This window comes from Microcoleus sp. POL10_C6, from assembly GCF_036701585.1.
GTDB lineage: Bacteria > Cyanobacteriota > Cyanobacteriia > Cyanobacteriales > Microcoleaceae > Microcoleus.
This window is the reverse complement of the sequence record NZ_JAUBRB010000007.1, coordinates 145,779-161,528: the sequence shown is the minus strand read 5'-3', so window position 1 is coordinate 161,528 and position 15,750 is coordinate 145,779. Positions and strand designations below refer to the sequence as shown.

9 protein-coding genes are annotated in these 15,750 nt (G+C 44.9%); 4 read left to right on the top strand and 5 right to left on the bottom strand.

All coding sequences use genetic code 11. The features are described from left to right. From QUA34_RS06375 to QUA34_RS06355, 5 genes are all read right to left on the bottom strand, one after another. Positions 1-2,429: AAA-like domain-containing protein (locus QUA34_RS06375; protein WP_333384967.1), on the bottom strand; the 2,429-nt coding region annotated here is incomplete at its 3' end. Between the two features lie 36 nt (positions 2,430-2,465). Then, complete coding sequence (locus tag QUA34_RS06370) at positions 2,466-4,745, bottom strand: AAA-like domain-containing protein (RefSeq protein ID WP_333384965.1); 2,280 nt, start codon at positions 4,743-4,745, stop codon at positions 2,466-2,468. 414 nt (positions 4,746-5,159) lie between these two features. Continuing rightward, a complete protein-coding gene (locus tag QUA34_RS06365) occupies positions 5,160-6,527 on the bottom strand; it encodes a serine/threonine-protein kinase (protein ID WP_333384962.1) in 1,368 nt (455 codons plus the stop codon). A gap of 29 nt (positions 6,528-6,556) precedes the next feature. Beyond that, the gene (locus QUA34_RS06360) at positions 6,557-9,082 is read right to left on the bottom strand and encodes an ankyrin repeat domain-containing protein (RefSeq protein ID WP_333321848.1); all 2,526 of its coding nucleotides are present in this window, start codon (positions 9,080-9,082) and stop codon (positions 6,557-6,559) included. A gap of 205 nt (positions 9,083-9,287) precedes the next feature. Beyond that, the gene (locus QUA34_RS06355; RefSeq protein WP_445242804.1) at positions 9,288-9,422 is read right to left on the bottom strand and encodes a DUF4058 family protein; all 135 of its coding nucleotides are present in this window, start codon (positions 9,420-9,422) and stop codon (positions 9,288-9,290) included. Positions 9,423-9,745: 323 nt separating this feature from the next. Here QUA34_RS06355 and fbp point away from each other — a divergent pair, with 323 nt between their 5' ends. The 4 genes from fbp (at position 9,746) to opcA (ending at position 15,457) form a co-directional block, all read left to right on the top strand. Beyond that, on the top strand, positions 9,746-10,819 hold the full coding sequence (gene fbp, locus QUA34_RS06350; RefSeq protein ID WP_333384959.1) for a class 1 fructose-bisphosphatase: 1,074 nt from the start codon (positions 9,746-9,748) through the stop codon (positions 10,817-10,819). Between the two features lie 157 nt (positions 10,820-10,976). Further along, positions 10,977-12,131: a transaldolase gene (gene tal, locus QUA34_RS06345; RefSeq protein ID WP_333384995.1), complete on the top strand. Its 1,155-nt coding sequence runs from the start codon at positions 10,977-10,979 to the stop codon at positions 12,129-12,131. A 258-nt stretch (positions 12,132-12,389) separates the two neighbouring features. After that, entirely contained in the window at positions 12,390-13,919 is a 1,530-nt protein-coding gene (gene zwf, locus QUA34_RS06340) for a glucose-6-phosphate dehydrogenase (protein ID WP_333384957.1), read from the top strand. Between the two features lie 173 nt (positions 13,920-14,092). Then, a complete protein-coding gene (gene opcA / locus QUA34_RS06335) occupies positions 14,093-15,457 on the top strand; it encodes a glucose-6-phosphate dehydrogenase assembly protein OpcA (protein WP_333384954.1) in 1,365 nt (454 codons plus the stop codon). Positions 15,458-15,750: the final 293 nt, after the last annotated feature.

Genomic DNA, 15,750 nt, shown 5'->3' with positions numbered 1-15,750 from the left:
GCCAAAGTTTTACCATCGGGACTAAAGGCAACGCTAAGAAACGAACTGCTATGCTCGGTGAGGGTGGCGATTTCTTTTTGACTTTGTAGAGCCCACAGTTTGATGGTATTGTCAGAGCTTGCCGAAGCCAATGCCTTGCCAATACCTGACTGGAAACTGTCACCAACGGGACTAAAGGCGACGCTATAGACTGTACTGCTATGCCCGGTGAGTGTCGCGAACTCTTTTTGGGTTTGCAGGTTCCACAGTTTGATAGTCCTGTCAAAGCTGGCAGAAGCCAAAGTTTTACCATCGGGACTAAAGGCGACGCTATAGACCGTACTGCTATGCCCAGTGAGGGTGGCAAACTCTTTTTGGGTTTGCAGGTTCCACAGTTTGATAGTCCTGTCATCGCTGGCAGAAGCCAAAGTTTTGCCATCGGGACTAAAGGCGACGCTATTGACCCTAATGCTATGCCCGGCGAGGGTGGCGAACTCTTTTTGGGTTTGCAGATGCCACAGTTTGATAGTCCTGTCAGAGCTGGCAGAAGCCAAAGTTTTACCATCGGGACTAAAGGCAACGCTATAGACCGAACTGCTATGCCCGGTGAGGGTGGCAAACTCTTTTTGGGTTTGCAGATGCCACAGTTTGATGGTGTCGTCATTGCTTGCAGAAGCCAAAGTCAAGCCATCGGGACTAAAGGCGACCTTATTGACCATACTTCTATGCCCGGTGAGGGTCGCGAGTTGTTTTTGGGTTTGCAAGTGCCACAGTTTGATGGTGTTGTCATTGCTTGCAGAAGCCAAAGTCAAGCCATCGGGACTAAGGGCGACGCTGTTGACCGTACTACTATGCCCTTCCAAACTATTGCGCTCTTTGACTTCGGAAATGGCTTGTTGCAGTGCAGCTATCACTTGCGGTTTGATGTCTTTTGTAGTCTCGACTGAAGCATCTAGTTGTTTGAATGCGTACCCTGCCTTCAATGCTTCCAGCAGTGCTTGAAATGTCTGTCCTGAACGAAATGATTGATTAGAAAAAGCAGTTTCCTGAATTACATTTGCTAAATTCTGGGCTTGAGTGACTTGATACATCGCAAATTGCTGTGCTTTAATTAGCGTCTGATTCGCCTCAGTCAAAATTTGATTTGCTTGTCTCTGTGTTTCTAACTCTCGTTCAACTTCCCGTTGTTGTACTTCCCGACTGGCATTTAAAAACTGATAATCTAAATCGCTCAAACTTTTATCTGCGGCCCAAGTTTGAGCATCTTGCAAGGCTTGACCCCGCAACAGTCGCGATTCATCTTTACAATCAGACTCTATCCAAGCTTTAAAACTTTCGCTATAAGGGCGGAGATTCGCTAATTGCTTTTCCACCCAATCTAGGTTAAAAACCGATTGATAAATCCGGTTATAAACTTTCAGTTTGCCAGACTGCTTAACCACCAACCCAGTTAATCGTAGTTCCATTTGTTCGGGACTATCATCGGTCGCTATCTCATTGTGCTGCAAAATTTGCTGATATAGCCCCAATAACCTACTTGCCCGTTGTTCGCTGCGTAAAATGCGATCGCGAATCGTCTTTAAATGCTCTGGTTCATCCTGCCCTTCCCAATTATCAATCACTTTTTCTCGAACTAAATCTCCTACCCACTCAGTGGGAGTTTGCCTGAATGCAGAGTTAGCATAGTCGAGCAGTAATTTACAGACTTTTTGGGTTAAAAACGGCTGTCCCCCAGTCCAATATAACACCGCTTCTAACAATGCTTGAGAATTTTCTGCTTGAGTTTCTAACCCAACTGCCAAAGGCTGTGCTTCTTCTAATTGAAACCCCGTTAACTCTATCCCTCGACCAATATTAAACGGAGTGCGTCGCTTGTCTTGAATTAAATCTGATGGAGTGGCCACGCCTAACATCGTAAATGTTAAGCGACGATAGTCTGGTTGATCAGCTCGATTATTATAGCAATCACGAATCACAGCAAAAAAATCTTCTATTTTAAAACTTAAGCTGATTAAACTGTCCGATTCATCAACAAAAATTACTATTTTTTGTGAGATATTCTTGAGTAATACTTCTTCAATAAATTTACTAAATCGTTTAACGTTCGATAGTAAGCTGTTCTGCTCCCACCATTCATCTAAATCAAAAACTTCATACAAATCTAATCGGCTGACGATGCTATCAATCACGCCTGCATACCACTCTTCTGGCGTAATATCGGAAGTGCCAATCTCTGTGATATCAATGCTACTACAGGCGATTCCCTCTGCTTGTAACCGCTGCATTGTCCGCACTCGCAGGGATGATTTTCCCATTTGTCGGGAATTAAGAACATAGCAAAATTCTCCGGCTTTTAAAGCTTGATAAAGTTCTTCATCCGCCTTTCGAGTGACATAAGTTGGGGCGTTTGCAGGCAGGCTCCCTCCAACTTGATATTGATAATCTTTCATAGGTCATTGTTAATTCATAGGGGGAAAATCAGAGAATCAAGGAATCAATTTGTAGAGTCGTACAGGTTCAGGAATTCCCTTTAAATGTAGCATTCCTAAGTCAATCACATTTAAAGGTGAGTGGGTTTTAACGACTTGATAAACTGTTTCAGAAATACAGATTCCTCCTGGCTCTGCTTTCCCTTCTAAACGAGCAGCTAAATTTACACCAGCCCCCCTGATATCATTATTAAAAAAGAAGATTTCCCCCAAGTGAATACCAATCCGGTGTTGCAGGACATGACTCGGAGGTAAGGTTGTAGAAGCTTCGGCGAGACTTCGCTGTATTTCTAGCGCACAGGCAACTGCTTTTACGGCACTTTCTGGAAAGCAAATTAATAAACCATCGCCCATTTCTTTAAGCACTTTGCCTTGATGTTTAGCGCAGATGCCTCGGATGATGTTGAAATCTCGATTCACTAATTCTAGTGTCAGCTTTTGGTTGGCAACTGATAAGGCGGTAGAATTAACTACATCCGAAAAAATAATAGCTGCTAAATTACTCTCTACGGGCAAGCTTGATGAGTTATTAGGTGGTTGCACAGCAGTCATATTCGCTCGGGGAGAGGCTAGGCGATGGCTAAAATATTGACGATACAAACCACACAATGGCATTACAGCATTTCCCTGAAATTTGATCAATCCCATGCTTCGCAATTTAAAAGCCTCTCCGGTGTGAATCTCTACAGGTTGTTCGCTGTTAATCACTTGTCTAATTGTTGCTGCTAGTTCTGCATCTGTTTCCAAGTTAACTAAATGCCGTCGTAAATGATCGTAGTAAGGGCCTTCTTCAGTAGGAGCGACTTCTAGCAAGCGCTCTAAGGTAATTCTTCCCCTGGCAACTTGGTAGAGAGCAACTCGAACTAAATAAGGATGACCACCCACCATTTCCATCAGGTCACAAATCTCTTGATTTGACCAATTTAATCGGTGTCGATTCACTAAATCTGTTACCTGTCTCTGATTGAGTTCAGGTAATTCTATGGGCAATCCCACGTTAAATGGCGACTGATTAATGTTGAGAGGAATATAAACTTCTTGAGAGTGAGAAATGACTAACCTCAGCTTTTTCCAAATTTCCTCATTTTTTCCCCGCTCGTGCCAAGCTCGTAATAATCCAAAGAAGTCGGTGGCAATTTCCGAATGATGAAAAATCTGATCAACTTCATCTAACCCTAAAACAAGAGGCTGAACAGTGTTAGATAATAAATAGCGTTGGAAATACTTGGTGCTTTTATTTTTACTACCGAGAACGCCTTTCCAATATTCTCCTAACCTGTCTTCTAAATTTAATTCATTGGTAATCTCACCACAAAACCACTGCAACAACTCATCAAGATTGGTGAGCAAACAGCCATCAGCCGATTGAAAGTTTAAATAAGCTGTTTGATATCCCTGTTCCTTGGCGTGGTATAAAATTCGCTGCACTAAGGAAGTTTTTCCCATTTGCCGGGGGGCTTTGACTCGGATTAAAGCTCCGGGTTTTACAATAGTTTGGTAGCAGTCCGATTCGATGGGAGGACGATCGATATATAGGGGTGAATCTAAACTAACAGAACCTTCTGGGTTATCTAAATTGAGAAGAGAAACCGGAGGTGCGGCGATCGATCGCGCATTTTCCACCACAGGCGACGACTTCTCAACGATATCACCAACAGAAACATCGCGCGATCGATCTGCTGCATCCAACTCAGAAAAATCCGACTTTTTCTTTAATACCGGAGTAAGTTCTTCTGGAATACCTGCCATGCTGATGCTAACGCAACCCAACTTATAGGCACGTTCGATCGACTCCCCCGTCGCCAAGGTATCGTAAAAACCTACAGCAAATTCTCGTGCGGCTTTATCTCCCACCGCTTGGTTCATGCCGATCACATAGGGAATGTGACGTGCGATCGCCTCAGCTTGCACTTCTGAATAGCAAGCGTTGAGTATTACGCACTCCACGTACTCTTTAAACGCCTCAAATAAAGCTGCCAAAGCTTTGGTATTTACCAGCTTAATTTGTCCCCCCTCATCTTCCAAGGCTAAACCGCCTTCTCCTGCACCATGCCCAGAGAAATGCACAAACTCTGGTTTATAATCTAATATGGCTCGCTGCATTTCTCTGGGTGTCACCGCCCACTGTTGCTCCAGTTGGAACTTGTCGGCCTTTTTAGAGCGTTGTAACCCCTCTGCAACTTCCTTCGCCTCTTTCTGTAAGTCCACAGGAGTGGTATTTTTGGGGTTGGCTGCCAAAAACAGGATAGTTTTTTTGTTTTTAGAGGAAATTCTCATTAATGGAACCTTTAGGAGAGGAGATACAGGAGCTTAACGACACTACCTCAGTCAGGGCGAGATATTTCTTGCCTTTATACGGTATTTAACCACAAACATCTTTATTTTTGTTGAACAGTAAACTGGCAGAAACGATCGCCCTGACTCAAGCATAACCAATCGAAAAGGTGATCGCTACTCTCAACTAATCTTTTTAGCTATGTATTCAACAAGTGCGATCGGCTTCCCCTTTTGCAGTCCTATTTCATAAATATCGAGATTCTTTATAGTTTTATTCTCATGCCATATCCAGGATTTTTTGATTATTATTGCCTAAATTAGTACATAAAATCTTCTATACTTCCGCATTTATTTAATCCACGCACTCAGAAAAAAAACGGTTTCTTTATCAAATCTGTGGATAACAACAATGATTTATTTTAGTTTACTTAAACAATCCTTCAATTCCCCTACCAACCATTCTTTCTCAGCTTGCGGCAAAAATAAGCCAAAACAATAGTTACGCGACTTGGCGCGAATCCGGCAAAAAGTCATCGATATTTTGAGCAATGGCAGATGAATTCCGCTCAACTTTACCCGCTGGATATGTTGAGGACTGATTTGAATTTTCCGAGCGAATCGACGATAAGCAATCCTACACAAGCACCTACACAACCACATCAAAGCATAAAATAGGGTAAATGTTGTTATAGCCAGGATTGATATAAGGAAAAATCGATCAGATAATGTAAATAGCCAGTCGGTAGAAGTGTATTCAAACAAGCTAAATAGCAAAATTAGCAAAAATCCCAGAATCAAAGAGAATGGAAGTAAAACTTTATAACTAAGATGAATGAATTGGAAAAAACCTTTGAGTTTGCTAGGTGAACGATCGGGGTGGATCTTGATGAATAACCACCATTTAGCGTCAATTAAAGTAATTCGGGATTGGGGCGAGCGCTTAAACATTTTTTCGGGATTAATCCCCTTTGGCTGTTCCCCTCGCAATGCTGATAAAGCATCTTTTGCTGAGTGAAATCGATCTTCAATTGCGGGTTCAATTATCTTCTCTAACCAGTCGGCAAACTCTGTAGAAATAGAGACGCGAGCGCGGAATTTTACCTTTTGCTTTTGTCTGGGTAAATCAGATGGAAATTTCTGGGTTAACAGGAAAAGCAGCGTTGTCCCTAATCCATACAAATCTGTTGATAATACAGCTTTTCCTCTGAATTGTTCAGGTGCCATGTAACCGTAGGTTCCGACAACGGTACTGCCTCCAGTAACAGTATGATGGTAAGTATTTTGAACTGCGCCAAAATCAACTAGGAAGACTCGCCCATTTTTTTGCAGAATAATATTTTGGGGTTTAATATCTCGGTGGATCGCAGGAGGTAACAGCGATTGCAGGTAAGCTAGAATTTCTAGCAATTGATAGGCGATATGACGCACTTGAGCTTCATTTGGTTTCCAGCCATTTTCTATCAACTGTGCGAGAGATTTTCCCGGTGCGAGTTGTTGGGCGATATAAAAACAACGATCTTGGGAAGTATCAACTTGAAAGTAGTCAATGTAGCGAGGAATTCCCGGATGATTCAATCCCGATAAAGTTTTTGCTTCTCGTTCAAATAACTCGATTTTCTTCCATTCAGTTGTCAGACGCAAGGATAAAGCTTTGAGTGCAACTTTTTGATTGCTGTTTAAATCTACAGCAGCATAGGTGATTCCAACTCCACCCTGTCCTAATTTGCCGAGAATGCGATATCTTTCAGCAATAATTTTTTCCGTTCGTTGTAGTTTTTCCATATTTTTCTGCCTGGGTTGATTGTGGATAATTAATAGGTTGCACCGCGAGATTTGAGTATTTTAACTGTTGGTTTTTGGGCGGGGTTCAAGTTAGTTTCTGCTATCTTGAGTGGCGTGTCGCCATAGCAGTTTGTAGTATCAATTTTTGCACCTTTAGCAATCAGTAACTCTAAGATTTCTACAGTGTCATAATGTGCGGCTTGGTGGAGTGGAGTTGTGTTACACATATCTCTATTATTAACATCTGCACCGTTTTTAATTAGCAGTGCAGCAATATCATTGTGTCCGATCGCGATCGCTTGATACAATGGAGTTTGAGCGTTCGCATTTCTAGCGTTTACCCTTGCACCATTAGCAATTAGCAGTTCAGCGATATCTTGATAGCCTCGATCGACAGCAAGATGCAGGGGAGTTTGAAGCAAGTTATTTTTGGCATTAACGAATGCACCTTTGGCAATGAGTTGTTTGGCTACATCCTCAAGTTTGAAATCGACAGCGATATGCAGTAAAGTTCTGCCTTCTTTGTCTTCACTATTAACATCTGGGTTTTTACTAATTAGCAGCACCACTGTATCCTGAAGTTTCAGGTCTACGGCGATATCCAGTGGAGTTTTTCTTTGATTATCCTGGATATTAATTTCTGCACCTTTAGCAATCAGCAATTTTAAGATTTTTACAGTGCCATAATGTGCGGCTTTGTGCAGTGGAGTTGTGCCAGATCCATCTATATTATTGACATCTGTACCGTTGTTAATTAGCAGTGCAGCAATCTCATTGTGTCCGATCGCGATCGCTCGATACAATGGAGTTTGACCGTTCTCATTTCTAACGTTAACCCTTGCACCATTAGCAATTAGCAGTTCAGCGATATCTTGAGATCCTCGATCGACAGCTAGGTGTAACGGAGTATTTCCAGATTTGTCCCTAGCATTGACATCCAACATTAGCAAAGCAGCAACTTCTTTTGTGGTTGCATAGTGCAGTGGAGTTCTTCGATAGTCATCGCGGATCGCCACATTTGCACCGTCTTTAATTAGCTGTTGTACCAACTCCTTAAAACCTATTTGGGCTGCCTTATGTAATAAAGCTGTACTCTTGCCATTTTGGGCATTGTCTTCTTTGATGTTAATTTTTGCGCCTGCGGCGAGTAGTATCTTTGCGATCGCCTTCGATCGCGCTCTATGTAGAGGAGTCAAGCCATTTTTGTTTTTGGCATTGACATCCGCACCTTTAGCAATCAGCAACTTGGCCATTTCAGGCGATCGGGCAAAGAACAGAGGAGTTGTACATGTAATATTACACGGCTCAAATTGAGCTTCTCCCCAGGCGTTAATATCTGCACCTTTAGCAATTAGCGTCTGTGCCACTTTTATGCGATCGAACATAGCAGCGATGTGTAATGGGGTCCAGCCATATGGACCCTTAGCGTTGACATCTGCACCTTTGGCAATTAACAATTCTGCCACCTCTTTTGAGCCAGCAAAGTGTAGTAAATTCTTGTTATTTACCCTACTATTAGCATTAATACCAATATCCAGATAATGCCTAACAGTTTTAGTATCTCCCCGTTCAACAGCCTTGACAACTGCATTGGGGGTAAATCCAATCCGGTTGAGGATGGGATATTTAAAGTGATTGAAAACAGCAACAGTAGCAATAGCAGCAATTCCTATTTTGAGGCGCTTTTTCCATTGCGTCGGATTGGATTTAACGTTAACTATTCGAGGATTGCGAAGAGATTCAAGCGCTTCTTGTGCCGATTCAAAGCGGTTTTCTAAATCTGAGGCGATCGCTTTTTCTAACCAATCGGCAAATGCTGAAGAAATCTGAATTTGAGAGCGAAAATCTTTCTCTAGTATATTTGTCGGTAATTCGGCGGGGGAACGGTGGGTTAGTAAATACAACAATGTCGCTCCTAAACCATATAAATCTGTTGCAGGTACGGCTTGTCCGAGAAATTGTTCTGGAGCCATATAACCATAGGTTCCAACTACGGTACTTCCTCGCATTAAAGTATTGTAATAAGTGTTTTGCACTGCTCCAAAATCTACCAAGCAGACTGACCAATCTTTTTGTTTGTGGGAATCGATCGGCGATTTGAAAACAATATTTTCGGGTTTAATATCCCGGTGGATAACAGGTGGTGTCTGTGAATGGAGATAAACTAAAATCTCCAAAATTTGTGTTGCAATGCGTTGAATTTCAGGTTCACTAGCGTGCCAGCCATTTTCGACTAAACTGGCTAGAGATTGCCCTTGGGCCAGTTCTTGTACTATATAAAAACAACGGTTATCGGGAGTATCGACATAAAAATAATCCAAATAACGCGGAATTCCCGGATGATTCAATTTTGATAAAACATTGGCTTCTCGTTCAAAGAGTTCCAGGACTTTCCAGTCATTCATCTTCTGTAAAGACAAAGCTTTGAGTGCGACTCGCTGGTGTGTTTGGAGGTCAACGGCTTCATAAGTTGTGCTACTACCGCCTTCTCCGAGTAGCTTTTTAATTTGATAGTGTTTGACTAAGTTATGGGGAATTTGTTCAACAATATCCATAGCATTATCCTGGGTTGATGAGTACCAACAAACATTTTATACTTGGGTTTTAAAAACCCAAATTTTGAAAAATTTATGCAATGTAAATTGAGTGTTTGAGTATATTTCAAACAAGTCAATAGAAAAGTCAATGACGGACTCTGTATATTTGCTTAAATTTCAATTACCGTATTTCTATGGAGAGCTTACCCAGAATTTTGGAGTGTCATATCACCTTTGGCGAAAATTTGCGTACGGGATCTTGATCGTAATCGAGCCGATAATCATAGCCGGCGCGATCGTAAATGCCTGCAAGCAATTCCGGCAAATTAACAATAGGTTCTACATCTTCTTCGCGCAAAGGAAGTTGTCGGTCTTTTTGAGATGCTAGCCAACGTTCGTAGGCTTCTCTATCGCCACTTTCTCTCTCAGCGCCCTCTGCGTCCTCTGCGGTTAATCAAAAAAAGTAGTGATTTTGGATACAATTCCCGACTCAACAGTCGATCGAACGCCTCAATTTTCGATGGGGATCTAAAATTCACCTAAAGTTCGACGCCCTTTCGCAAAACCCTCCCTAAGATAGAAGTTGGGGGACGATCGGTCTTTTAGCCGATTCAGGAGCAAGAGTCAAGGACTCCATCGAACCCAAATCCAGAGCAGCAAGACAGGGAGGACATCAAAATCATGGTAAACGCGCCGACAGGGGAAACCCGCTTGGGGCCGATAGATCAGGTGCAAGCCTTAGACCGCGATTGCACAACCCTATCTCGTCACGTACTCCAGCAACTTCAAAGCTTTTCAGCAGATGCTCAGGATCTCAGTGCCCTGATGAATCGCATCGGGCTCGCAGCCAAGCTGATCGCGAGGCGACTCAGCAGAGCCGGATTAATGGCAGATGCCTTGGGGTTTACAGGGGCTACGAACGTGCAGGGAGAATCCGTCAAAAAGATGGATATCTATGCCAATGAAGTGTTTATCTCGGTATTCCAGCAAAGCGGACTGGTATGCCGCTTGGCTTCGGAGGAAATGGAAAAACCCTACTACATTCCCGAAAATTGTCCGATCGGGCGTTACAGTCTGCTCTACGACCCCATAGACGGTTCTTCCAATCTTGACATCAATCTCAATGTAGGCTCCATATTCAGCATCCGCAAGCAAGAGGGGGACGATGAAGATGGTTCTGCTTCCGACTTGCTGCAACATGGACGCAAACAAATTGCCGCTGGTTATGTACTCTACGGCCCCAGTACCATGCTGGTTTATTCGATCGGTCAGGGTGTTCATTCCTTTACCCTCGATCCCAGTTTGGGCGAGTTTATTCTAGCTAACGAAAACATTAAGGTTCCCGATCGCGGCCCAATTTACAGCGTTAATGAAGGCAACTTCTGGCAGTGGGAGGAATCTCTGAGAGACTACATTCGGTATGTACACCGCAGCGAAGGCTACAGCGCCCGGTACGGTGGGGCTTTGGTGGGAGATTTCCACCGGATTTTGTTCCAGGGAGGCGTGTTTTTGTACCCCGGAACGGTCAAACAACCGGAGGGCAAATTGCGCTTGCTCTACGAATCGGCTCCTTTGGCGTTTTTGATGGAGCAAGCCGGCGGGCGCGCCAGTACGGGCATTCAAGACATCTTAGACGTTGTGCCGACCAAACTGCACGAGCGATCGCCCTTGATTGTCGGCAGTAAAGAAAATGTAGCGATGGTTGAGTCTTTTATTCAAGATCGATCGCGCAATCCTAGAACAGTCCAAGAGTGAAGTCATTAGTCATTAGTCATTAGTCATTAGTCATTAGTCATTAGTCATTGGTGATTAAAACCAAAAAATCACAACTAACAACTAAGCAATGCCCAATGCTTTTAGACCCCATCCTAAATTCCCAATTCCCAATTATCAAATGGTAGGAGTTACAGTAATGGCGGAAACAACAAAGAATCACCTGTTAGAAATCAAAGAAATTGGCCAAAGTATTTGGATGGACAATTTGACTCGCGATCTGATCGAGTCCGGCGAACTCAAACAGATGATTGAAAGTAGGGGACTGCGTGGGATTACATCTAATCCAGCTATTTTTGAGAAAGCGATCGCGGGCAATGTGATTTACGACGCGGATATCGAAGCGGGCATCCGGGCGGGTAAATCTGTCATGGAGATTTACGAATCTCTGGTATTTGAAGATATCCGCAACGCTTGCGACATCTTCGCCCCAGTTTACGCAGAGTCGAAGGGTTTGGACGGCTACATTAGCATTGAAGTGCCACCGACGATCGCCAACGATACAGAAAGCACGATTAGCGAAGCCCTGCGCTATTACCAAGCCCTCGGCAAAGAAAACGTGATGATTAAGATTCCGGGAACCGCTGAAGGTTTGCCCGCAGTCGAGCGAGTCATCAGCGAAGGCATTAACGTTAACGTGACTTTGCTGTTCTCCGTTGACAGCTACGTCGAAACCTTCTGGGCTTACATTCGCGGTTTGGAAGCGCGGGTGGCTAAAGGTTTGGATGTGAGCAATATTGCTTCTGTTGCCAGTTTCTTCTTGAGCCGGATCGACATCAATGTCGATGGCAAGATTGACGAGAAACTCAAAAATGTCACAGATATTTCCACAAAAGCTAAACTCGAAGCGGTGAAGGGGAAAGTGGCGATCGCCAATGCGAAGATAGCTTACCAGAAGTATAAAGAGATCGTAGCGAGCGATCGCTGGCAAGCTTTAGCAGCTAAAGGAGCGAAAGTACAGCGCTTGCTGTGGGCTTCCACCAGCACCAAAAACCCCAACTACAGCGATGTGATGTACGTCGATGAACTAATCGGCCCCGACACCGTTAACACTTTGCCACCGAACACCGTTGAAGCTTGTTTCGACCACTGCGATGTCGCACCCCGGATTGAGAACAACGTTGCAGAAGCTTACACCCTGATCGAAAGTCTCAAAGATCCCGACATCGACATCAACTTGGACAAAGTGATGGCAGACTTGCTCATCGACGGGATTGAGAAATTCGTCAATCCGTTCCAATCCCTGATGGATTCCTTGCAAGAGAAAGTGCAGAAGTTGTCACCCGTCGCTTAGGCAGATATCTGTATCCTGAAAGGCAGAAGCATTTAGGAATCGGAGTAGATAATTATTTGGGTTCTTAAAGGCTGAGTTTTAAATCCTCTCTAGGAATTTTGAGATTAATGGGTGTCAGAGTTCCTAGAGAGCAAAATCATCTGCCTCCTCTAGCAGTATTAAGAATCGATTAACTCTCTGACCCAGCAACTAGCAGAAATGACCGCAAACTATCATGGTGTCTTGGCACGGTTAACAGCACTAGAAAAAGGAAAATAAATGGTAACGCTACTTGAAAATCCACTGCGCGTCGGTTTGCGAAAAGAACGGGTGCCGGAACCACAAATTCTGGTAATCTTCGGAGCTTCTGGGGATCTCACCCAGCGCAAACTGGTACCTGCAATTTATCAGATGAAGCGCGATCGACGCTTGCCACCGGAAACTACAGTCGTGGGAGTAGCCCGCCGCCCTTGGAGTCACGATTACTTCCGAGAGCAAATGCGCGAAGGCATTGAAGAATTTGGCGGCGGCATTGGCAATGAAGAATTTTGGCAAGAATTCGCTAAAGGTTTGTACTATTGTCCGGGCGACATTGATAACCCGGAAAGCTATCAAAAACTCAAAGCTTTCTTAGCGGAACTCGACGAAGAAAGGAGAACTCGCGGCAATCACATATTTTATCTATCAGTTTCCCCGAACTTTTTCCCAGAAGCAATTAGGCAACTGGGCGCTGCTCAAATGCTGGCAGATCCACTAAAAAACCGCTTAGTAATTGAAAAACCCTTCGGCCGCGACTTGAGTTCAGCAAAAGCTCTCAACCGAGTTGTGCAGAAGGTTTGCCAAGAACAGCAAGTTTACCGGATCGACCACTATTTGGGTAAAGAAACTGTTCAGAATTTAATGGTATTCCGGTTTGCGAACGCGATTTTTGAACCGCTGTGGAATCGGCAATTTGTCGATCACGTACAAATTACAGTTGCAGAAACAGTAGGCGTAGAAGACCGGGCTGGTTACTACGAATCCTCTGGGGCGTTGCGCGATATGCTGCAAAACCACTTGATGCAGATTTTCTGTCTGACGGCGATGGAACCGCCGAACTCGCTCGACGCTGACAGCATCCGCACCGAAAAGATGAAAGTTCTGCAAGCAACTCGCTTGGCAGATTTGAATAACTTAGAGTTCTCAGCGATTCGGGGTCAATATTCAGCAGGTTGGATGAAGGGCAAACCGGTGCCAGGATATCACGAAGAACCGGGGGTGGCTGCCAACTCGACAACGCCGACTTTTGTGGCGATGAAGTTTATGATTGACAACTGGCGCTGGCAGGGAGTGCCTTTCTACCTGCGAACCGGCAAGCGGTTGCCGAAAAAAGTTAGCGAAATTGCGATTCAGTTTCGGGAAGTGCCGCTGTTAATTTTTCAGTCCGCGGCCCAACAAACTACTCCAAACGTTTTGACCATGCGCGTGCATCCCAATGAGGGGATTTCGCTGAGGTTCGAGGCGAAAATGCCGGGACCGGATTTGCGGACGCGGACGGTGGATATGGATTTCAGTTACGGTTCTTCCTTTGGGGTGACATCTTCGGATGCTTACGATCGACTGTTAATTGACTGTATGCTAGGCGACCAAACTTTGTTTACCCGCTCTGATGAAGTGGAAGAAGCTTGGCGCGTGGTAACGCCGGCCCTGATGGCTTGGGAATCCTCCAACGACCAAGATTTGGTTCCTAAATACGAAGCGGGTACTTGGGAACCGACGGAAGCAGAACTGCTAATTAACAGAGACGGCCGCAAGTGGCGAAGACTTTAAGAGTCATTAGTCAGCAGTCATTAGTCCTTAGTTATAGGTCAGCATTAGTATTAGTGATTAGCTAAGAAGGGCTAACTAAGAACGGCTAACTAAGAACGGCTAACTAATTAATGACTGATGACTAATGACTAATGACTAATGACTAATAACTAATAAGAAAGGAGAGAAGATTTATGACGATGACACCGATGAAAGCTCCGCCTCTGGTTTCGCTACAAAGTCCTAAAGATGTGTCGATCGACCAAATAGAGGCCGAATTGAGTCAAATTTGGGAAAGTTACAGAGAATCGGGGTCAAATGGCGATTTTCCGAGCGCTACTAGGGCAACAACTTTTACTTTTGTAGTCTACGAACCGGAAGAAACTCAGCGTTTATTAGCGGATCTGGGGTTTTACGACGGGCCGGTAGACGGTATTACTGGGCCGATGACGGCATCTAGCATCAGGGCTGCTCAAAAAGCTTACGGGCTGCCGAGAACTGGTAAACCTAACGCTGAATTGCTGGCGACTTTGCGGGAAGAAGTGGCTCGCAAAAATTCAAAAGGCGAGGAGATGGGATCGAGTGGTTTGGGTTCCGGGGGTTCGGGCGTGGCTGACGCGATTGTGGCTGCCAATCCCTGCCGGATTATTGCTCTGTGCCCGACGGCGGGGGAAGATACGGGCGTGCAGGCTCAAGTGGCTGCTTATTGTCCGGTTCACAAGCGCACCACTGGCAATCTGATCTGCTGCGAGTACATTACGCTGCGGGGTACGGAAGCTGCTTTGGAACGGGTGAGCGGCATCGTGACGGCGTTGACTATCGCTGATTTGCCGACGCTGCTGTGGTGGAAGGCGAATCCTGATGCCGATCGAGGTTTGTTCCAGCGGCTGGCGGCAATTAGCAGTTCTGTGATTGTTGACTCTAGCAGCTTTGCCGAGTGTGAAGCTGAATTGCTGTTGATGCAAAGTCTGATCGAGGAGGGAATTCCGATCGCGGATCTCAATTGGCGCCGGCTGGCCGCGTGGCAGGAGTTGGCTGCTGAGGCTTTTGACGCGCCGGAACGTCGGGCTGCGATTCGGGAAATCGATCGCGTGACGATCGATTACGAACAGGACAATTCTACGCAAGCGCTGATGTATTTGGGTTGGCTGGCGAGTCGGCTTCAGTGGCGTCCGGTTGCTTTCAAACAAGAGGAAGGCGATTACCAGATCAAGCGAATTAAATTCGCGGGGCCGGACGAACGGGTTGTCGAAGCTGAGTTGGCTGCTATTCCTACTGCTGATTCGGGCGATGTCGCGGGCGATTTGATTGCTGTGCGTTTGAATTCTACAAACGAAAAGGCTGACTGCGGTACGGTTCTGTGTTCGGAAGTCGGTGGCTGTATGCGGATGGAAACGAAGGGCGGCGCTCAAACCGATCGGTTTAACCAGGTGAGTCCTCTGTTCGATCAGGTAACGGAACAGTTGCTGGGTCAGCACCTCCAGAGTTGGGGCCGAGATGTGCTTTACGAAGAAAGTTTGGCAGTGACGGCTCAAATGCTGAAGTTAGCTAAGCGGTAAAGAGAAGTTCGGCAACGGATTGTGTAGCGGATGTAACGGATGTAACGGATGGATGGAATCAGGAGAAAGGAGAAAAAAATAAGCAAGACGGATTGAGTTAATATTCAGTGGGGCAGGCAATGTCTGCCCTACTTTTATTCTTCTCTTTTCTTCCTTCGCGCTCTTAGTTAGCGTCTTCGCGGTTCGTTAAATAGTTATTATTTGAGCGGTGCGAGAGCAATACTCATAACTTTATCAACTGTCTATTTTTATGAGGAAAGATTGAATAAATCTTTGATTGATACAGAAACCGC